Origin of the sequence: Lentzea alba, assembly GCF_047445655.1 — a bacterium.
Lineage (GTDB): Bacteria > Actinomycetota > Actinomycetes > Mycobacteriales > Pseudonocardiaceae > Lentzea > Lentzea alba_A.
The window spans coordinates 25789-45329 of record NZ_JAJAEG010000034.1 but is presented as its reverse complement, the minus strand read 5'-3'; the positions used below and the strand labels follow the sequence as shown (position 1 = coordinate 45329).

General features: G+C 70.1%; 16 protein-coding genes. 8 read left to right on the top strand and 8 right to left on the bottom strand.

All coding sequences use genetic code 11. The annotated features are described in order from the left end of the window. The first annotated feature begins 8 nt into the window (after positions 1 to 8). The 5 genes from LFM09_RS40375 to LFM09_RS40355 all read left to right on the top strand — a co-directional run bounded on the left by LFM09_RS40375 (position 9) and on the right by LFM09_RS40355 (position 2549). Entirely contained in the window at positions 9 to 812 is an 804-nt protein-coding gene (locus tag LFM09_RS40375) for an SDR family NAD(P)-dependent oxidoreductase (RefSeq protein ID WP_414101922.1), read from the top strand. Next, positions 809 to 1285, top strand: a complete 477-nt coding sequence (locus LFM09_RS40370; RefSeq protein WP_414101921.1) for a DUF1360 domain-containing protein — start codon at positions 809 to 811, stop codon at positions 1283 to 1285. Before LFM09_RS40375 ends, LFM09_RS40370 begins: the two co-directional genes overlap by 4 nt. An 82-nt stretch (positions 1286 to 1367) precedes the next feature. After that, positions 1368 to 1991: a methyltransferase gene (locus LFM09_RS40365; protein ID WP_414101920.1), complete on the top strand. Its 624-nt coding sequence runs from the start codon at positions 1368 to 1370 to the stop codon at positions 1989 to 1991. Next, positions 1933 to 2139 carry a CDGSH iron-sulfur domain-containing protein gene (locus tag LFM09_RS40360; RefSeq protein ID WP_414101919.1) on the top strand — a complete coding sequence of 69 codons (207 nt, stop codon included), beginning with the start codon at positions 1933 to 1935 and terminating at the stop codon, positions 2137 to 2139. The genes LFM09_RS40365 and LFM09_RS40360 overlap by 59 nt, the downstream gene beginning before the upstream one ends. After that, entirely contained in the window at positions 2136 to 2549 is a 414-nt protein-coding gene (locus LFM09_RS40355) for a hypothetical protein (RefSeq protein WP_414101918.1), read from the top strand. Before LFM09_RS40360 ends, LFM09_RS40355 begins: the two co-directional genes overlap by 4 nt. On the opposite strand, the gene LFM09_RS40350 is transcribed toward LFM09_RS40355, so the two are convergent. The 3 genes from LFM09_RS40350 to LFM09_RS40340 all read right to left on the bottom strand — a co-directional run bounded on the left by LFM09_RS40350 (position 2498) and on the right by LFM09_RS40340 (position 8294). Beyond that, the gene (locus LFM09_RS40350; protein WP_414101917.1) at positions 2498 to 5380 is read right to left on the bottom strand and encodes an ATP-binding protein; all 2883 of its coding nucleotides are present in this window, start codon (positions 5378 to 5380) and stop codon (positions 2498 to 2500) included. The two genes, LFM09_RS40355 and LFM09_RS40350, sit on opposite strands and share 52 nt — an antisense overlap. 115 nt (positions 5381 to 5495) lie before the next feature. Next, entirely contained in the window at positions 5496 to 5684 is a 189-nt protein-coding gene (locus LFM09_RS40345) for a hypothetical protein (RefSeq protein WP_414101916.1), read from the bottom strand. Between the two features lie 24 nt (positions 5685 to 5708). Further along, the gene (locus LFM09_RS40340) at positions 5709 to 8294 is read right to left on the bottom strand and encodes a type 2 lanthipeptide synthetase LanM family protein (RefSeq protein WP_414101915.1); all 2586 of its coding nucleotides are present in this window, start codon (positions 8292 to 8294) and stop codon (positions 5709 to 5711) included. Between the two features lie 140 nt (positions 8295 to 8434). On the opposite strand from LFM09_RS40340, the gene LFM09_RS40335 reads away from it, so the two are divergent. After that, positions 8435 to 9490 carry a helix-turn-helix domain-containing protein gene (locus LFM09_RS40335; RefSeq protein WP_414101914.1) on the top strand — a complete coding sequence of 352 codons (1056 nt, stop codon included), beginning with the start codon at positions 8435 to 8437 and terminating at the stop codon, positions 9488 to 9490. A 57-nt stretch (positions 9491 to 9547) separates the two neighbouring features. Here the strand turns inward: LFM09_RS40335 and LFM09_RS40330 are convergent, their stop codons facing one another. After that, the gene (locus tag LFM09_RS40330; RefSeq protein WP_414101913.1) at positions 9548 to 10144 is read right to left on the bottom strand and encodes a superoxide dismutase family protein; all 597 of its coding nucleotides are present in this window, start codon (positions 10142 to 10144) and stop codon (positions 9548 to 9550) included. Between the two features lie 13 nt (positions 10145 to 10157). Beyond that, complete coding sequence (locus LFM09_RS40325) at positions 10158 to 12551, bottom strand: hypothetical protein (RefSeq protein WP_414101912.1); 2394 nt, start codon at positions 12549 to 12551, stop codon at positions 10158 to 10160. Between the two features lie 119 nt (positions 12552 to 12670). Here LFM09_RS40325 and LFM09_RS40320 point away from each other — a divergent pair, with 119 nt between their 5' ends. Further along, complete coding sequence (locus LFM09_RS40320) at positions 12671 to 14545, top strand: S41 family peptidase (RefSeq protein ID WP_414101911.1); 1875 nt, start codon at positions 12671 to 12673, stop codon at positions 14543 to 14545. A 70-nt stretch (positions 14546 to 14615) separates the two neighbouring features. Here the strand turns inward: LFM09_RS40320 and LFM09_RS40315 are convergent, their stop codons facing one another. Both LFM09_RS40315 and LFM09_RS40310 read right to left on the bottom strand, forming a co-directional pair. Further along, positions 14616 to 15197: a hypothetical protein gene (locus LFM09_RS40315; protein ID WP_414101910.1), complete on the bottom strand. Its 582-nt coding sequence runs from the start codon at positions 15195 to 15197 to the stop codon at positions 14616 to 14618. A gap of 76 nt (positions 15198 to 15273) precedes the next feature. Further along, a complete protein-coding gene (locus LFM09_RS40310) occupies positions 15274 to 16200 on the bottom strand; it encodes a hypothetical protein (RefSeq protein WP_414101909.1) in 927 nt (308 codons plus the stop codon). A 186-nt stretch (positions 16201 to 16386) separates the two neighbouring features. On the opposite strand from LFM09_RS40310, the gene LFM09_RS40305 reads away from it, so the two are divergent. Further along, positions 16387 to 18180 carry a S8 family peptidase gene (locus tag LFM09_RS40305; protein WP_414101908.1) on the top strand — a complete coding sequence of 598 codons (1794 nt, stop codon included), beginning with the start codon at positions 16387 to 16389 and terminating at the stop codon, positions 18178 to 18180. A 69-nt stretch (positions 18181 to 18249) separates the two neighbouring features. Here LFM09_RS40305 and LFM09_RS40300 read toward each other — a convergent pair whose 3' ends face one another. After that, positions 18250 to 19506, bottom strand: coding sequence for a glycosyltransferase (locus tag LFM09_RS40300; RefSeq protein WP_414101907.1), 1257 nt, complete (start codon positions 19504 to 19506; stop codon positions 18250 to 18252). Between the last annotated feature and the right edge of the window lie 35 nt (positions 19507 to 19541).

Genomic DNA, 19541 nt, shown 5'->3' with positions numbered 1-19541 from the left:
GAAGACCTGTGAATGCGCTTGCCGTGGTAACCGGTGCTTCGAGCGGAATAGGTTACGAACTCGCGAAAGTCCTCGCGGACAACGGCTTCGACCTCGTCGTCGTGGCCGAGGACGAAAGGATTGACGAGGCGGCCACGCAGATCGCCTTGCGGGGCGGGGGAGTGAACGTCGACGCGGTGCGGGCCGATCTCACGAAGTACGAGGACGTCGAGTCCGTCGTCGCGGGCCTGCGCGCCGCGGGACGCCCGGTCGACGTGCTCGCGGTGAACGCGGGCGTCGGCGTCGGCGGCGACTTCGTGCGCGACACCTCGCTCGACGACAACCTGGAGATCGTGGACCTGAACGTCCGGTCATCGGTGCACCTCGCGCACCGCGTGATCAGCGACATGGTGGACCGCAAGCAGGGCAAGGTCCTCTTCACGTCGTCGATCGCCGCCACCGCTCCCTGCCCGTTCCACTCCGTTTACGCGGCCTCGAAAGCGTTCCTGGCCTCGTTCGCACAGGGGTTGCGGGAGGAGTTGCGCGACACCGGCGTCTCGGTGACGACGCTGATGCCGGGGCCGACCGACACGGAGTTCTTCGAACGCGCCGGCATGCTGGACACGAAGGTCGGGGCGGGGGAGAAGGACGATCCGGAACAGGTGGCGCGGCAGGGTTTCGACGCGCTGATGAAGGGCGACGACCACGTGGTCGCGGGCTCGTTGAAGAACAAGGTCCAGGCCGTCGCCGGGAAGGTGGCGCCGGATCCGGTCAAGGCGAAGCTCGTGCGCACGATGACGGAGCCGGGTTCGGCGGAAGGCTCCGGAGCGTGAGGCGGATCTGGCAGGTGTACGGCGAGGACAGGCCGTTGCCGGGCTATCTCCTGGCCATCGGCAGCTACGCGGCACTCGCCGGCGTTGTCTCGGCGACCGGGCGCCTCGCCGGTGCCCGGTTGCCGGAGCGGTTCTCGCTCGCCGACACCGCACTAGTGTCCGTGGCAACGCACAAAGCGAGCCGGTTGCTCACGAAGGAGGCGGTGACCAGCCCGTTGCGAGCGCCCTTCACCCGCTACGAACAACCGGCGGGCCACGCGGAGCTCAAGGAGTCCCCGCGGTCGGACCACCCGGCGCGGCACGCGATCGGTGAGCTGCTCACGTGCCCGTTCTGCGCGGGCGTGTGGATCGCGAGCGGGCTCACCGCGGGCTTGGTGCTCGCGCCGCGGCTCACCAGGCTGGTGTCCACAGTGCTCACGGTCGTCGCGGCCTCGGACTCGCTGAACCTGGTGTACGACAAGCTGAAGTCATGAGACCGGTGCCAGCAGGAGTACCCCGCGCAGATCGCCGGAAAACGCGGCGTTTCAACGTCTTCGCGCGGGGGATTCTCCGTTTGTGAGGCTGCTCAGGGCACCAGGCGCGCACACGTCTCAGGACGACACCGCGCTTCTCGTGGAGGCGTTGCACGGGGCCGCGATTCCGGCGGGTGCTCGCGTGCTGGACGTCGGTACCGGCACAGGTGCGCTGGCCGTCGCGGCGATCCACGCCGGAGCCGCCGAGGTGACCGGTGTGGACGTTTTCCGGCGTGCCGTGTGGACCGCGCGGGCCAACGCGGCCCTGCGCCGGGTCCCGCTGCGGATCCGGCTGGGCAGCGCGCTCCAGGTCATCTCGGACGAGCGGTTCGACCTGGTGCTCGTCAATCCGCCGTACGTTCCCGCCGCCCGCTCGTGTGCCGCTCGCGGTGCCGAACGGGCGTGGGACGGGCGCCGGCTGCTGGACCCGTTGTGCGCCAAGATGTTCGACCTGCTGGTGCCGGGCGGGGTGGTGCTGATGGTCCACTCCGCACTGTGCGGAGTGGACACGACCTTGCGGCAGTTGCGGGACAACGGCTTGAAGGCCGCGGTCGTGCAGCGCCGGATCGAGCCCGGCCGGCGAGACGAGGAACTGGTGGTGATCCGTGGTGACCGAGCCGAACCGGCGCAGGGTGACGGTGGTCCCGAACGGGCCGGTGCTCGTTGAGGGACCGGTGGAGCTGGTCACCGAGGACGGCGTGACGCACACCAGCGACCGGTTCGTGGTCGCGGTGTGCGCCTGCCGCCGCAGCAAGCGTTATCCGTTCTGCGACACCAGTCACCGCAAGCGCGTGCGGGACGACGACAGCAAATGACGGGTTCTGTGATGGACGACCAGACGATCGAAGCGCTCGGCAAGCTCAGCGCGGCGCTCGAGACCACCGAACGGGCCCGCGGCCACCTCTACTCGTTCCACCAGCTCACCGGCACCGCGGACTTCATGCTCGACGAGGCGATCGCGTTGCTGCGCCTGGCGGGTCACCACGAGCACGCGGACCGGGTGCAGCGGGAGTTGCTGGGCCGCAACGTGCTGCCGGGAAAGTGGTCGTTCGAGATCGTCGAGCAGTACGACGACATCTACTACGAGGCTTTCCGTGACGTCGAACGCGCCGCCAGGAACGACTTGGCGGGCGGGCGCAGGCACGAGCTCGAAGCGCGGCTGAAGCGGGACCGTCAGCGGCTCAGTGCCGCGGCGTACGCCGACAGGGACTCCCGATCGGGCTGACCGGTCTTCGCGATCAGTGACGCGACGTGCTTCTCCACCGTGCGCGGCGAGATGTGCAGGCGGGTCGCGATCGCCTTGTTGCCCAGCCGGTCGGCGAGCAGCCCGAAGACCTCGAACTCGCGGGCGGTCACCCCGTGCCCGCGCAGCTGCTTCGGCACCTGGTCCGTGCCGCTGCGCCGTTGCTGCACCGGCGCACCGGCCTGCCGCAGCAACCCGCGGCACGCCGACGCCACCGCCGCGTTGCCGGCCTGGTGGAAGTACTCCTCGGCGGCCCGCAGCCAGGTCACCGGATCACCCCACGCCGAAGCCTCCGCCGCGACCAGCCGCAGCCCCAGGTGCCGAGCCATCGGGTAGATCGCCGCCGCCTCCTGAGCGCGGCAGAACGCGGCACGAGCCTCGTCAGGGCGCCCAGCGCGGCCCAGCAGGACGGCGTGCGCGAGATCCGCGAACTGCCGGTTCCAGCGCATGCCGGCGGCCGACGACGTGGCCAGGGCGTCGTACTCGGGCCAGCCGGAACGGCCGTCGAGCACGCCGAGGAGCACGCGCACGCCGTGTGTGCCGGAGAGGTGGAACGTCGTGGGGTTCTGCGACTCCTGCTCCATCGCCCGGTCGAGCTCGAAGATCGCCAGCGCGTGGTTCTCCTCGAGCAACGCGCAGAACGCGCGGGCGAGTCCGTAGCAGAGCGGGATCTCCTGCGCGCCGCCCTTGGCCACGGCCTCGAAGTCCCTTGTGGCGTCGTCGGTCTCCTGGCGGAGGCCGCGGTGCCCGGCCAGCGTCGCCTTCACCATCAACAGATAGCGGGTGAGCGCGCGCAGGTGCAGCCGTGTCGTGGCTTCCAGGCACCGGTCGATCTGCCCGGACGCCTCGGTGTAGTTGCCGACGAGGACGGACTGCAGCGCCATGATGGCGTCCACGTTGTACGCCACCGTGATCGCCCCGGCCCGGTACGCCGCCTCGTGCGCCCGGTCGAACGTCGAAGTGCTGCCGGACGCGAGCCAGTCGTTGCCCGCCATCCGCACCAGCGCGTAGATGTGCTGAATGGGCAACTGATGTGCTTCCGCGAGCGCCCGCGCCTTGTCGAAGTACGCGTTGGCCGCGCCGAGATCGTGCTCGCGCGTGATGATCCCGAGCAGCTGCCACGCCTCACACCCGACCATCGGCAGCTCGGCCCGTGCCGCCGCCTCCGCCGCCTGCCGGGCCAGGCTCTCCGCCGACGAGATGCGGTCCGAGCTCGGGATGTTCAGCGCGAGATAGGCGTCGTTGACGTCCAGCTGCGCGGTCAACGCGTCCGGCGCGTCCGAACCGAGCAACGCGCGGGCGATCCGCACCTGCTCCACGCCTTCGGGGTACCACCCGGCCAGGTAGGCGACGCGGGCGAGTCGCGTGTGGAGCTTCACCCGGCGCGGCCCGTCGAGCCCGCCCAGTTCGGCGACGTCCTTTTCGAGCTTGAAGGCGCGCTCGAACTCGCCCGTCTCCGCGAGGGCCGGCAGCAGCGTGTCGAGCACGTCCGCGCGTGCGGTGATCTCGTTGACCAGCAACAGTTGCGCGCGGTCCAGCAACGTGACCGCCGACCCCGCCGCGCCGTTGCCCAACGCCCGTTTGCCGGCCTCCGCGAACAACTTGCCCGCCTCGGCCGGTGAGCCGGCGTCGAACCTGAGCTTCGCCACGAGCGGGCACCAGTCGCCGGGCAGACCGGGGTGCAGGTCCTCGATCGCGTCGGCCGTCCGCCTGGAGAGCGAGGCACGTTCGTTCGGCGTCAACTGCGCGAGCAACGCATCCGCGGTGAGCGGGTGGCGGAAGGCGTACCAGTCGGGGGCGGGCTCGTCGGGTGTCACGAGCTGCGCGGCCACCCCGGCGTGCAGGTGGCTGAGCAACTGCCGGTCGTCCGTGCAGGTCACCTTCTGCACCACCGAAAGCGGGAACCGGTGCCCCAGCACGGCGGCGATCGACAGCACCTCCCGCCCCTGCGGCCCCAGCCGTTCGGTGCGGTGGGCGACACTGCGCACGAACGCGGCGGGCACCGGCAGTTTGAGCTCGCCGAGCACCTGCCAGCCCTTCGACCCCGCCACCAGCAACCCGCCGCTGACCATGCCGTGCAGCAGTTCCTCGATGACGAACGGGTTCCCGGCGCTGTCCGTCCACAAGCGATCGCACAGCTCGGCCGGCACCTCCTCGCTGTCCAGGCAGGAGGCGGCCATCCGCTGGACTTCCAGCTGTGTCAACCGGCGCAGCTCGAGCTGGGCCGCAACACCGCGCTGCACGATCTGCCGGATCAGCTCCAGCGCGTTGCCCGGCTCGTTGCGGATCGTGGCGAGCAGCAGAACCGGCTGGTCCTCCAGGTTGTCCGCCAGGTACTCGATCACCGCGAGCGTCTCGGCGTCCGCGTCGTGCAGGTCTTCGAGCACGAGCAGGCACGGCGTCTTCCGCGCGACACTGGCCAGCAGCCGCAGCACCGCCTCCGCCAGCACCACGACGGACTCCGTCGTGGACCGGTGGTCGTGCCAGTCCGGGATCAACGTGCCCAGCACCGGTTTGTACGGTCCGAGCGCGGAGTCGTCCGGCGGCTCACCGCGGAACAGCCCGAGCAGGGCCTCGGCGATCGGCCGGAACGGCACCATCGGCCCGATCGACGTACCGCGTCCTTTGAGCACCCGCATGCCCGCGTCGTACGCCTGGCCCGCCGCGTACCGGGCGAGCCGCGACTTGCCGATACCGGCCTCGCCGGTCAGGAAGAGCGCACCACCGCGGCTCGTGCGCGTGCGTTCGAGTGCCTGTGTGAGGGCCTCGACCTCCCGGTCTCGGCCGACCACGTGGGGCGCTCGGGTCTGCATGGCCTGGACCTTAACGGCAGCGTGGTGCCGTCCGTATCGGCTTCTCAGGCGTATTCACGCCCCTGAAACGCGGAAGGGGCCGGGCGGACCCGGCCCCTCGTTCAGCAGCGTGACCTCATCGAACGCTGACGGTCGTGTCCGACAGCGTGGGTGTGATCGACGCGAAGGCGCCTGCCGCGAGGGTGAGGCCCGCCAGGGCCCGTGCCCGTGCACCGGCCAGGGACTTCGGCGCGAGCTGCATCTCCCCGATCACGTGCTCGGCCGGCTCGGTCTGGTCGGTCGGGCGGTGCAGGGACTCGTTCATCGGGAGCACTCCTCGGTGTGTTGGTTACAGGGAATCCAGCAGCAGGACCGATGGCACCGGAAATCCGCGGCGCAGCAGGCCGTGGCCGATGCCGGCGAGCCCGGTCAGCAGCCCCGGCGACGCGACGCCGCCAGGAGCCGCGCACCGGGCGCCGTGTTCGTCCAGTGCCCCCAGCAGCAGCGCCGTGCGACGGGTCGCCGCGCCGGGGTGGTGGGCGGACAGCGCCTCGATCACGCCCAGTTCGCCGTGGCAGAGACTCATGTCCCGCAACGGTTCCCTGGCCGCGAGCAGGCACACCAGACGTTCGTCGTCACGTGCCAGAGCGGCGCCGGCGAGCCCCGAACACCAGCCGGTGTCCGCGGGGTCGATCGCGTCGCTCTCCAGGAAGGCTCGTCCTGCCACATGAGATAACTCGTCCGAAACCGCTGCCGCGTAACGCCGCAGCGCCCATCCGATTCCGGCCAGGCCACGCGCGAACCCGTTCTCCCGGCAAACGGCGGCACGGAGCTCCGTCGCGTAGTGACCGGCCAGCGCGAGCGACTCCGGCGTGCCGATGGCGATCATCGCCGCCAAAGACCCTGCTACACCGTCCACAACGCTGACCGAGGTGTCCTCCCGCGGCATCAGCGACACGGCCGACTTCAGCCACGACGGGTCCAGGCCGAGCAACGGGGTCATCCGCGCCAGTCCGTAACAGATCCCGGCCAGACCGTGGATCCCGCCACCGGCCGCCGCGGCCAGTTCCGGCTCCGAGCCGAACAGCTCCAGCAAGCCGGGAAGCGGACGCATCGCCGCCGCCGCGAAGTCGACGTACCGGGCGGCGCCGGTCAGCGCGCCCAGCTCCGCCAGGAAGAGCGCGACACCTGTGTAGCCGGTGGACAAACCAGCGCCGAGCGGCTGCACGGCCCAGTGCCGGTCGTCGACCAGCTCCAGCCCGAGCCAGTTGACGCGGTCCTCGCCGGTCACGGCGTGCGCGAGGATCTGGTCGGCGATCCCGCACGCGGCCACCAGCAGCCGGGCCGGGTCGGGGTCGACCGCGGCGACGTGACCGGGCAGCGAGGCGCCGGAGCGGTGTGAGACCGGCCGCGGCCGCGACGCCAGCGATGCCGTGATCACCCACTGCTGGTCGTGCCGGTCGACCTCGTTCATCCCGGTGATCTTGCGTTCGACCGCGTGCAGCCCGGGCTCCGGCAGCATCCCCGGCAGCCGGAGCCCGGACGCGGTCCACAGGTCACGCGACCCCGGACGGCACGTGAACAGTGGCACGTCGCCCCGCCACAGGTCGGCGACCTCGAAGGGGACCAGCCGGTCGAGCAACGGATCGTCGACCACCAACACGCCGAACGCCAGGTCGCGGTCCAACGCGTCGACCAACACCGACGGGTGCGTCGACTCGTCCAACAACACGGCGTACTGACGCGTCGCACGTGCCACGAACCGCACCTCTTCGGACGCGCACGCACGAACGAGCCGCAGCAGCTCGTCCCGATGCGCCAGGATCGCGTCGTAGCCCGCACGGAACCCGGCCAGCAGCGAGTCCTGGTAGTCGGCCGGCTCGGTGGGCACCCCGCTGAGCAACGGCCGGTTGAACGCCCCTGGCGTCTCCAGCGGTCGTCGCACCAGCCGCATCCGGTCCGTGCCGGCGTCGGCCCAGTCGACGACGTCCAGCGGCGATGGCACTCCCTGGTCGCCACCGACACCGGACACGTCCACGACCCCGTTGTCGCCCAGCAGCACGTGGGGGAGCAGGGCGGTGCGGTGCACGGACCGCGCCAGCGCGAGAGCCGCGGGATCCGAGCCTGGCGTCAGCGTCGGGTGGAACAACGTCTCCACGTCCACCAGCACCGGCTGGTCGCCGCACGCGATCAGGTTCTCGTAGTGCATGTCCGTGCCGTCGACCGCGTAGAGCAGCGCCAGCAACGCGCCGAGCCGCCGGTAGAACTCGGCCACCCCGGCCACGTCCGCGCACGGTTCCTGATCGACGAACTCGAGCCACCCGTACCCGTCGCGCTCCACCAGCCGTGGCGACCGGAGCTCGATTCCAGTTCGCTTGGAAAGCCACTCCAGCTGGTCGACGAACCGCACGTGCAGCCCGACCGGGCGCGGCCGGTAGATCAGCCGCGCCCCGGACTCGAAGGTCAGCACCGCGACCGTGCGGCCCTGCTGGTGCGGATCTCCCCGCCCCGTCTCGATGGACGTGAGAGCGCCCGGATCGACCCCTCTGAAAACGATCCGGACGATCTCCGCGCGGTCCCTGGTGAACCGCGACGACAACTCGTGGTGCGTGGAAACAGCCAGCTCACAGGCCTGCGCGAGCAGTTTCGCCAGTACCGGGTAGCGCGTGAACAACTCCGCCAGGTCCAGGTTCCGGGTGAACTCGGTGAACCGCTCGGTCCCGGTCGATCCGGCCAGCGTGCCGCGCGCGTTGTGCAGCTCCAGCACCAGCGTGCGTGCCGCGATCGCCACCAGCCGTCGGCCGAGCTGCTCGGCGAACGACGCGTCGAACGGCGGCGCGACCTCGGTGCGGGCGGCGTCGATCAACGGGCGCAGCGCGTGGGCGAACGCCGCTGTCCAGCTCTCGCCCGTGCTGGTCTCCGCCGCTGAGGTCACGAGCGTGAATCTCGCACGCGCGCACGCCTGACACATGGGGGCGTGGCCCCCAGATTTGCCGCGAACGTGAAATATGGGGGTCCACCACCCATGTTCTTCCGTTCCCAGACCCTGAGACTCGGGGTGAGGAGGGAACGAACATGAAGGAGTTCGGGGAACTACTGCGGACGCATCGCCTGGACGCCGGCCTGACGCAGCAACAGCTGGCCGACTTCGCGATGCTGAGCGTGCGAGCCATCCGCGACCTGGAGTGCGGCCGGACGCGGTCGCCACGCGCCGAGACGGTGCGGTTGCTCGCGGAGGGGCTGCGACTGGACGACAGCAGCCGTGCGCACCTGCAGCAGGCCGGTGGCCGGTTCGCGGGGAGGGTGTCGACGGCCCCACCGGCGCCGGCGTCGGCGATCGTGGGACGCGAGGCGGAGACCGCCGCACTGGTCGATCTGCTGGTCGAGGGGGAGCGGCTGGTCACCATCACCGGGGTCAGCGGCGTCGGCAAGACACGGCTCGCGCTGGAGGTGGTGGGGGAGCTGCACTTCCGGCACGGCTGGTCGGTGCTGTGGTCGCCGGGGAGCCGGACACCCGCGATCGACGACAACCTGAACACCGTCCTGGTCACCGATCACCGGCCGGACCCGCGGCTGCTGGAGGTGCACCCGCGGCTGCGGATCGTCGTCACCGCGCTGGCGCCGACCGAGTTCGACGGCGAGCACGTGTTCCCGTTGGAGGCTCTCGACGACGACGCCGCCGTGAAGATGCTCGTGACGCAGGTGCACCGGGTGCGGCCCGCGTTCCGGCCGGAGCCCGCGAACGAGGCCGCGCTGGTCGGTCTCGTGCACGTGCTGGACGGCCTGCCGTCGGCACTGGAGTTCGCGGCCGGGTGGTTCATGGTCTACTCGCCGCAGCACCTGCTGGAGAAGCTGCGGTCCACGCCGCTCGACCCGACCTCGGCGCACCTGCGCGACTCGCTGCGCCGCTCGCTGTCCACGTTGAACGTCCGGGAGCGGGCCGCGCTCGTGCGCATGGCCGAGCAGGGGTGCTGGGAGAACGACGATGTCCTGCAAGCGTTGAGCGTGCGCGGGCTGGTTCGCCGCGCGGGACCCCGATACGAGGTGCTCAACCTCGTGCGCGCGGCGGTGCTGGAACCCGTCTCTGGTCCACACCTGGCCGGCGACGTAGCCCTGACCTGGCCCTGCTGAGCAACCGATGAAGGGAACCTTCATCCACCTCACGTGGATGAAGGTTCCCTTCATCAATCAGAACTGGGCGGTGAGGCAGGCGAGGCGGTCGCCCGCGGTGCCCGCCTTGCCGTGCTCGGTGCTGGAGTGCGTGGCGTGCACGATGACCGCGTTCGCCTCGCCCTTGCGGAACTCCCACTTCACCGTCGCCGTGCCGGTCGCGGCACCCTTGTCGTCGGTGGTGAAGTCGAGCCAGATCTCGTTCTGGGCGTTGGCGTACTTGGGGTCGACGCTCGGCGTGACCGGGTCCTTCTCGTTCTGGTAGTGCGGGCCCGAGTCCGCGGGCTTGGCGCCGCACGGCTTGGTGTGCACGTGCGAGCCGTACTTCGTGTTCGGCAGCAGGCCGGACACCTTCAGCTCGACCGTCGTCTGTCCATTCTCGACGGACGAGCCGGTGGAGAGCTTGGCGCCCACCGGGATCCGCTTGACGTCGTAGGTGATGCCCTTCGGCTGGTCACCGTTCGCCGCAGGGCCCGCGACCTCGGTCTCCGCCACCGGCTTGATGGCGGGCGCCGTCGGGGCCGGTGCCGAGGAGGACGGGGCCTCGCTCGAACAGGCGGCCAGTCCACCGGTGAGCAGTACGGCACCCACGAGGGTCGCCACAGTCGTGCGCATGTCTCTCCTTGAGTCAACTGCGTTCCAGGTTCCCACCCCCTCCACGTTCACCATCGGGTGACCGGTTCAGATCAATTGAGACGAGGTCCGCGAACGCCTGCCGGTACTCGCCGCACAGGTGGTACCCGCCGTGAGTCTCCACTGTGTCCGGAGACCCGTCCGTCTCATTTGCCAGCCTGTCAACGGAGTTCGTCGTCCAGCCGTGCACGGGGAAGCCCAGGTAGTCGGTGCGGCGCCACAGGTTTATCCAGTTCGGACCGAGCAGCACCGTGAGTCCGCGGTCTGGCGTCGTACCGGCTTCGCGGCGCCACGGGTCGCACGAGAACATCGCGCCGGCGCGGACTTCCGGTGTGCCGAGCACCACAGGCCCGAGCAGCTCGGGGAAGATCCGCCCGAAGTACGGCCGCAGCTGCACGCCGTACGTCAGCAGCTGCACCCTCGGCAAATACCCTTCTGGCAACGCGTACAGCGCCGCCACGGCCAGCACGGCGCCCAAGCTGTGCGCGGACAGCACGACGCGATGATCAGGCGACTCGTCCAGGAACTCGCGGGTCCGGTCGGCGATCTCCGGCACCGCGCGCTCCGCGTAGCACGGCGGCGCGAACGGGTGCGCGGTGCGCGGCAGGAAACACATCAGATCCCACAACAAACCCAGCGGCCGCCGGTTCGTCAGCATCCCTGCGCCGACGAACGACCCGATGACCGCGACGCCGGCCAGCCCGGTGACCCAGTCGCCCTTGCCCACCACCCACGTGACGCCCTCCCACTGGCTCCAGGCTGGAGAGTCGAACGTCAGGTAGACCGTCAGCAGCAACGCGAGCACGCCCAACGTCGACAGCACACCGATGACGTTCTCGGCCCGGTGCGTGACGGCGACCACGTGCCGCACCCGCACCACCAGCACCTGGCCCTCGCCACCGAGCGCCGCCGGCTTGGTGATGCGCGACAACAACATCAGGGCTTGAGCGATCACCAGCAGCACCAACGGAACCAGCGCCACGGCGAAGGCCGCGCTGAACCACGAGTAGAACGACGGCGCCCGCAGCCCGGTGCCGACCCAGCCGCGGAACGTCAGCACCAGCACCGTCGCCAGCATCACCGACGTGGTCAGCGACAACCCCAGCAGCACGCCGGGTCCCGCGCCACGCCACGCCTGCCACTCGTCACCGGCCCGAGGTCGCGCCCGCCACGCGAGCACCCCGCCGAACACCGCCGCACCGATCCAGGCGAGCGACACCCAGTACGTGGCAACCATGAAAGCCACGAACAGCACCAGCAGGACCAAAGGCCCCTTGGCGTCGTTGCGCCGCCACGACCACGCCGCCAGCACGGAACCGAGCAACGCCACCGCGACGACCGGCGGTCCCCACGACGTCAGCCACAGCGGCCCGGTAAAGGCCGGCGCGATCGAGTAGAGCCCGAACCCGTGCGCCACCAGCACGATCACGGCGGAGATCATCAGCAGCCACGACCACAGCCCGCCCTGCTCGGTCAGCGGCACGTCCGGGCAGTCGGTCGCGGTCACGACGACCCGCGCCATGACGACCGCCAGCACAGCGGCCGCCAGCACGGTGATCACCACGAAGAACCAGTGGTGCACCAGCTCGGCGCTCGTCACGAGCGTCACCACGCTGCACCCGGCGGCGAGGTGCAGGCGGGTGAGCCGGCGGATCCGCGGGCTGCCCTCCCACATCGACTTCCGGCTGAGCATCACGCCGGGCCGCCGCACGGGGTCCTCGCGCATCGCCGCCTGCTCGTACCTGCTGCGCGACAACGAGGTCAGCGCCAGCAACCCGAGCAACAACAGCACCGGCACGGCGGACGCGGTGAGCACCCGGACGTGCCGCGCGGGATCACCGAGCAGGTCCAGGAACTCCGGCAGCCGCTTGCAGGTCGTGCCCGGCAACGAGCACTGGATCGCGTAGACGTCGATCGCCACCTCGCACACGGCGAGCACCAGCAGCACGGTGAGCCCGAGCCCGAACAGCCGCGTCGAAGCAGCGCCGCGCCCGGCGTTCCACCACACCATCCGCTTCGTGGACGGGACCGAGTCGTCCGGGAGCTTGCGGGACCAGTAGGCGACGTTCGCCAGCCCGAACGGCAGCAGCAACGCCCATCCGATGCGCCCCAGCACGTTCGCGAGCACCGACGGCACCCCGCTGCCCGGCACCCCGGGGCTGCTGCGCGCCATGCCGCCCCACGAGTACGCCTCGCGCCGCACGTCCGCGGGCACCTGCCCGGCGTGATCCGGTGGCAGGTCGGCCAGTCTGTCCGGGTTCGGCCGCCAGAAGCTGCCGAAGCGATCGCCGCGGAACTGCTCGACGGCGTGGTCGGGGAGCGCCAGCATCGCGTACGGGGGCGTGTTGTTCACCCCGTGGATGCGCAGTTCCAGGGCTCTCGGACTCATCGCCGGCCTCCCTTTACTCCAGTTGTCGGTGCCAAAACTGCTCCAGTTAGCGGCCGAACGGGTGAAAAAGGTGTATCCAGCCGCCCTGGAAAGCCTCTACTTGGCAAGGAGGCCCCACCATGACCGCAACCGCTCACCCGAACGTCGCAAACTCCGTCGGACTCGCCGAGTTCCTCGCCACCGCCGGGAGTCTCACGCTGGCGCAGCGCAAGCTGATCGTCGACCAGGCCCTGATCATGCTGGAACAGAACTACGCGCATCTGCCGCTGAAAGTCGCGATGCACGCGGTGAATCCTGTGCAAAGACTCAGGGTCTTACGTGCCAGACTCGAACGGCAGACCGACGCCACGGCCGAGCCCGAGTGGCAGTTCCACCGCGAGCTGTCGAGCACCTTCCACTCGGTGCGCGACCTGCACACCAACTACCTGCTGCCGGCCCCGTTCGCGGGCAAGATCGCCTTCCTGCCGTTCCAGCTGGAGCGCTGCTTCGACGCGGACGGCACCGAGGAGTACATCGTCGCGCGCACGGTCGCGGGCTTCGACGGGCTGGCCATCGGCACCGAGGTGACGCACTGGAACGGCACGCCGATCGCCCGCGCGGTGGCGTTGAACGGCGCGGACTTCTGCGGCAGCAACACGGCCGCGAACCTCGCCCGCGGCCTGGAGTCGCTCACGTTGCGCCCCTTGGTGATCCAGCTCCCGCCCGACGAGGACTGGGTCGTCGTGACCTACCGCGGCGAGGCCGGTTCCGAGGACCTCCGCGTCGACTGGCAGGTGACCGACAACCTGCCTCCGATGACGGACGTCGACTCGCTGTCGCCCGCCGCGGCCGCGCAGGGTGTCGACCTGGACTCCGACGAGAAGGCGCGCGCCAAGAAGTTGTTGCACGCCCCCAAGGTCGTGCAGGCCGAGGCCGCCGGTGGCACCGTCGCGATGGCCGCGCAGGACGTCCCGACCACCATGCCCGGCGTGTTCCGGGCGCGGCCGATCACCACGCCGTCCGGCGAGTTCGGCCACCTGCGGATCTTCACGTTCAGCGTGGACGACCCCGACGCGTTCCTGAAGGAGTTCGTCCGGCTCGCGGCCTTGTTGCCGCAGAACGGACTCGTCGTCGACGTGCGCGACAACGGCGGCGGCCACATCTTCGCGTCGGAGTTCCTGCTGCAGACGATGACGCCGCGGCGCATCGACCCGGAACCCGTGCAGTTCCTGAGCACGCCGCTGAACCTGCGGATCTGCCGCCGCCACGCGGACGACCCGACCGGCCAGATCGACCTCGGCCCGTGGTTCCCGTCGCTGGACTCGTCGACCGAGACCGGCCAGGCGTTCTCCTGCTCGCACACGATCACGCCGGTCGCGGGCGCGAACGCCGTGGGCCAGACCTACCACGGCCCGGTCGTGCTGATCACCGACGCGCGCTGCTACTCGGCCACCGACATCTTCGCGGCGGGCTGGGCCGACCACGAGCTCGGCCCGATCCTCGGCGTGGACGACAACACCGGTGCGGGCGGCGCGAACGTGTGGACGCACGGGCTGCTCTCGACGCTGCTGAGGATCCCGGCGCCGGGCGACCCCGAGTCGCCGTACAAGCCGCTGCCCAACAAGGCGAACATGCGCGTGTCGATCCGCCGCACGTTGCGCGTCGGCAAGCTCGCCGGCACGCCCGTGGAGGACCTCGGCGTGCGCCCGACGCACCAGCACAAGCTGACGCGGGCAGACCTGTTGCAGGGCAACGTGGATCTGCTGGCGCGAGCCGGATCGCTGCTCGCGGCGATGCCCGTGCGCCGGCTCGGGGTGGCGGTCGAAGGCTCGACCGTCTCACTGGACACCGTGAACCTCGACCGGGTGGACATCTACGTGGATGGCCGCCCGGCCACCTCGCTGGACGTGACCGACGGCGCGCACACCGCGACGTTGACCGCGACCGGCTCCGAGGTGCGCGTCGAAGGGTTCGCGGACGGGCAACTGGTGGCCGCGCGCAAGGTCGCCAGTTGACTGAGCGGGCGCTGCCGGTGACTCCATGACCGGCACCCCCCGCTCCTGTTGGTGTTACCCGGAACGATTGCTACTTGGTGAACGTGTAGGCGCGGTCGGAGGCCACCGCCGCCAGCTGCGCCCGGTCGTCCTGCTTGGAGCCCTGGGTCCAGACGACCTCGCCGTTCGGGCGGAAGTTCGTCGCCAGGCTCATGTTGAACTGGTCGAGCTCACTGAAGACGATCACGCCACCCCGCCTGTCGCTGACCGTGCCGGTGCACTTCTCCCGCTCGCAGAGCTGCTTGGGCGAGGCGGTGTAGAAGCCCGGCGCGTTGACCTGCGTGATCACGTTGAACTCGCGGCCCTGGTAGGTGAACGAGACCGAGTTCGCCATGTACTGCATGTCGTCGAACACGCCCGGCGCCTCACCGCCCCACGGACCGGGCACGACGTTCTGCGCGCCGCGGAAGACCTTCGGGTAGCTCCGCTGCTGGTGCGCGGAGAACCCGTCCGCCTGCTTCTGCAGCTCCGCCTTGGTCTTGTGGACCGGCGTGATGTCCTTCGGCGGCCACGGGTAGTCCCCAGCGGCAGAGGCCGAAGCCGTTGCCGTACCCGCCAGACCGACGAGCGCGAGGCCCGTCAGGGCGGCCGCCGTCACCTTGCGCATGCGCATGTGTCCCCCTGGTGATCGTGTGCTTGCACAGGGGAAGACGTACGCAAGATCACCGGGGTTGCGTGCAAGATCGTTTTTACAACCAGCCCCTGCGCATCGCCTGCACGCCGGCCTGGAACCGGGTCTGCGCCCCGCACCGGTCCATCAGCTGCCGCACCCGCCGCTGCACCGTCCGCGGCGCCAGACCCATCTGCCGTGCGATCGACTCGTCGGTCAGCCCGGCCGCGAGCAACCCGAGCAGGTTCGGGTCCACATCGGCCGCCGCCGCGTAGATCCCACCCGGACTGAACGGGATTCCCTTGTCCCAGTACAGCTCGAACGTCGACCGCAGCACGTCCAGCAACGCCGACGGCCGGATCAGCAGCACCTTCTCGATCACGTCGCCGTTCGCCACCGGCAGCACGGCGGCGTGCGTGTCGATCACGGCGAGTTTGAACGGCAGCGTCGGCGTCACGCGGGCCCGTTCGCCGGCCGCGACCAGTTCGATGATCTCGGTGACGCGGCCCGGCAGGTCCACAGCGGACCGGTCGTAGACCACGCGCCACACCACGTCGCGCAGCCGTGTCTCGTCCTCCAGAGCGACGTGCTCGCCCAGCGGCGTCACGTACGGTGGCTGGTCGAGCACGCAGACCTCTTCGCGGGCGCCGCGCAGCAGCGTGTGCCACAGCTCGCGCACCGCGCCCACACCGGACACGACCTCGACGAACGCGTTGTCGGCCTGTTCCTCGTCGCGGTTGCGCAGGTAGAGCTCCATCAGCGGGCCGACGTCCGCGCGGGCCTTGCGGTGTTCCTCCTCGCGGGCCGCGATCAGGCCTTCCACGGCGAGGTCGGGCGCGACGGCCTGCCACACGTCCCCCGGCAGGTGCCGGACCATGCCGAGCTCCCGCATCCGTTCCAGCGAGCCGGAAGAAACACCGATCTCAGCGGTCGTGCGGCTGCCTCCCGATACCAGAAGCTCGTAAACGGCCGTTAGCTCCGGCGAGACGCCCAGGTGTCCGAACACGGCCATATTGTGCGCCATTCAGCGCAGTCGGCCTGTCGTGAACACGTCAGTGTCGGAAATCGGACTCCGCTAGACCTGTTTTCGCAGGTGTGGCGCTGCTTACGGTCCTGCCCACCTCCGCAGCCGGTTCAGATCCCTGACGCCCTCAACGGCACGCGAAGGCCCTGTGTGGAAGGACCCTGTCTCGTGAACGGATTGCGACGCACGAGCCTGTGCGCCGCGGCTGTCTCCGCCGCCGTGCTCAGCGTTGTCTCACCAGTCAGCGCCGCCGCTCCCTCCCCGGTTCAGTCCCAGCCGGACTCGACCCAGGTGAACCGCCCCTTCGAACGGTTGATCGTCGGCTACAAGCCGGGCACCGCCGAAGCCTCGTCCGACACCGCTGCCTCGGACGATGCGAAGAACAAGGGCAAGTCCGTGCACCGCCGCATGTCCAGCGGTGCCGTGGTCGTCAACCTCGGTGAGAAGACCTCCAACGCCGAGTCGACCATCCAGGCCTTCAAGGCCGACCCCGATGTCGCGTTCGTCGAGCCGGACCTGCTGATGCAGCCGTTCGCGGACCCGAACGACACCGAGTACTCCCGGCAGTGGGACCTGTTCGAGGCCACCGCGGGCATGAACGTGCCCGGCGCGTGGGCCAGCACCACCGGCGCCGGTGTGACCGTCGCCGTGATCGACACCGGTTACGTCGCGCACAGCGACCTCTCGGCCCGAGTCGTCGCGGGGTACGACTTCGTGTCGGACTCGGCCCGTGCCCGTGACAACAACGGCCGTGACAGCAACCCGGCCGACGAGGGCGACTGGGTCGCTCGCGGTGAGTGCGGCACCGACGCCCTCGGCAACCCGGTGCCCGCGCAGGACCAGGGTTCGTCCTGGCACGGCACGCACGTCGCCGGCACGATCGCCGCGTCCACGAACAACGGCAAGGGTGTCGCGGGCATCGCCTACGACGCCAAGATCCAGCCGTTGCGCGTGCTCGCCAAGTGCGGTGGCGCGACCTCGGACATCGCCGACGCGATCACCTGGGCGTCGGGTGGCACGGTGAGCGGTGTTCCCGCGAACGCCACGCCCGCCAAGGTCATCAACATGTCGCTGGGCGGTCAGTCGTCCTGCTCGACGACCTACCAGAACGCGATCAACGGCGCCATCAACCGCGGCACCACCGTGGTCGTGGCGGCGGGCAACTCCAACGCCAACGTCGCGAACTTCACGCCCGCGAACTGCAACGGCGTGATCACCGTGGCCGCGTCGTCCCGTGAGGGCAACAAGGCGTTCTACTCGAACTTCGGCACGCGCATCGACGTGGCGGCGCCCGGCGGCGAGACCCGTCGCGGCACCGACACCCCCGGCACCATCACCACGCCGGAGAACGGCATCTGGTCCACGCTGAACGCCGGCACGACCACCCCCGGTGCCGAGAACTACAAGCCGTACCAGGGCACGTCGATGGCCGCCCCGCACATCGCGGGCCTCGCGGCACTGCTCGTGGCGAAGAAGCCGTCGATCACCCCGGCGGACGTCAAGAGCCTGATCAAGGCGAACGTCCGGCCGCTGCCGGGCACCTGCTCCGGCGGCTGCGGCGCCGGCCTCGCCGACGCGACGAAGACCGTGAACGCTCTGGACACCACGCCGCCTCCCAGCGGTGGTCTGGAGAACACGACCGACGTCACGATCATCGACCGGGGCACCGTCGAGTCCTCGATCAGCTCCTCGGTGACGGGCAACGCCTCCTCGACCACCAAGGTCGGCGTGGACATCGTCCACACCTACCGCGGTGACCTGGTGATCGACCTGATCGCGCCGGACGGCACCGCCTACCGGCTGAAGAACTCGTCCTCTTCGGACAGCGCCGACAACGTGGTGGCGACCTACACGGTCAACGCCTCGTCCGAGGTCGCGGCGGGCACGTGGAAGCTGCGGGTCCAGGACGTGTACTCCGGTGACACCGGGTACATCAACGCCTGGAACCTGACCCTGCGATAGCTCCACGAGTTCGCCGAGGGCGGTGCCTGCCTGCTCCATTAGATCTTTGGGGGAGGAGGCACCGCCCTTTCACATGCTCACAAGCTTTCTGTTGCGCAGCACGATCCGTTCCAGATAGCCGGCCACCGCACGGATCGGCGGCAACCCGAGCACGTGCCGCTGAGCCTTGCGGACGGCGTGGCGGATCTCCATGTTCGCGAGGGCGTGGCGGCAGGCTTTCGCCACCGCGTCCGGCTGGAAGTCGGGCACCCGCACGCCCAGCTTCAGTTCGGTGACGCGGTGTGCGTTGTGCATCTGGTCGTGCAGCACGGGAAGCACCGCGACGGGCACGCCGGCGCGCATGGCCTCGCGGATCGAGTTGTAGCCGCCGTGCGACACCAGCAGGTCGGCCGCCTGCAGCAACAACGCCTGGGGCACCGACTCGACGAGGTGGACGTTCGGGGCGGCGTGCGCCTCGACCGGCAGGCTGCCGGTCAGCACCACCGCCTCGCAGTCGACCGCGGCCAGTCCCGTGATCAGCGTTTCCAGGTGTGCCAAGGGGGAGTGCCGCAGCGCCTGGTCCGGGATGGCGTCGAAGTCGAAGAGCCGCAACGCGGATTCGGTCGCGAACACCCCGCCGGACGTGCTCGTCGACGCGACGACCAGCGGTTTGCCCGGATCCAGATCCGCGATCCACTGCGGGAGGCGCTCGCCGTCGCTGTGGTGGGAGGGCTGCTGGTAGGCGAACGCGGCGGGCATCCGTTGGCGGGCAAAGGAGTAGGCCGGTGGGACGGCGTCCAACCGGCCGTACCGGTGCGCCGAGTCGAGCGACTCGTGCAGCGGCAGCCGGAGCTCCGCACGCCGTTCGTTGAGCGCGTTCAACAGGGTCAGGCGGTCCATGTACTGCCCGACACCGGTCGGCGCGGCGACGTGCGGCACCCCGAGCCGTTCCGCGACCAGCACGCCGGAGAACTCGATTCCGGCCCGCAGTACCAGATGCGGCCGGAAGTCGGCGGCGACCGGCAGCAACGCCCGCGCGGTCGGCGTGATGTGCGGCCCGGCGGCGAACTCGACGAGCATCTCGTCGGCGAACGGGTCGTAGTCCGGTGGGAGCGCGAGCACCTCGCCCTGCAACAGGTCCGCGAGCTGGTCGCACACCTCGGGCAGCGCGGCGACCGTGCGCACGGGCTCGCCCACGAAGCCCTCCAGGACGCTGGCCGGGCCCGCCACCAACACCTCGTGCCCCAGCTCGGTGAGCATCGAGACGAGGGGGAGAGCGGCGCGCGCGTGGGCAGCCGAGAACGCGACTGTGCACAGCACGCGCACGGCGAACCTCCCTGCGGCCAAGGCCGTGTCCTGCAAGGCAGTTCGACTATCGCGGA

Coding starts and splice junctions, on each gene's coding strand:
- LFM09_RS40355 (WP_414101918.1), top strand. CDS start 2,136: ATGACGGGTTCTGTGATGGACGACCAGACGATCGAAGCGCTCGGCAAG.
- LFM09_RS40350 (WP_414101917.1), bottom strand. CDS start 5,380: ATGCAGACCCGAGCGCCCCACGTGGTCGGCCGAGACCGGGAGGTCGAG.
- LFM09_RS40345 (WP_414101916.1), bottom strand. CDS start 5,684: ATGAACGAGTCCCTGCACCGCCCGACCGACCAGACCGAGCCGGCCGAG.
- LFM09_RS40335 (WP_414101914.1), top strand. CDS start 8,435: ATGAAGGAGTTCGGGGAACTACTGCGGACGCATCGCCTGGACGCCGGC.
- LFM09_RS40330 (WP_414101913.1), bottom strand. CDS start 10,144: ATGCGCACGACTGTGGCGACCCTCGTGGGTGCCGTACTGCTCACCGGT.
- LFM09_RS40325 (WP_414101912.1), bottom strand. CDS start 12,551: ATGAGTCCGAGAGCCCTGGAACTGCGCATCCACGGGGTGAACAACACG.
- LFM09_RS40320 (WP_414101911.1), top strand. CDS start 12,671: ATGACCGCAACCGCTCACCCGAACGTCGCAAACTCCGTCGGACTCGCC.
- LFM09_RS40315 (WP_414101910.1), bottom strand. CDS start 15,197: ATGCGCATGCGCAAGGTGACGGCGGCCGCCCTGACGGGCCTCGCGCTC.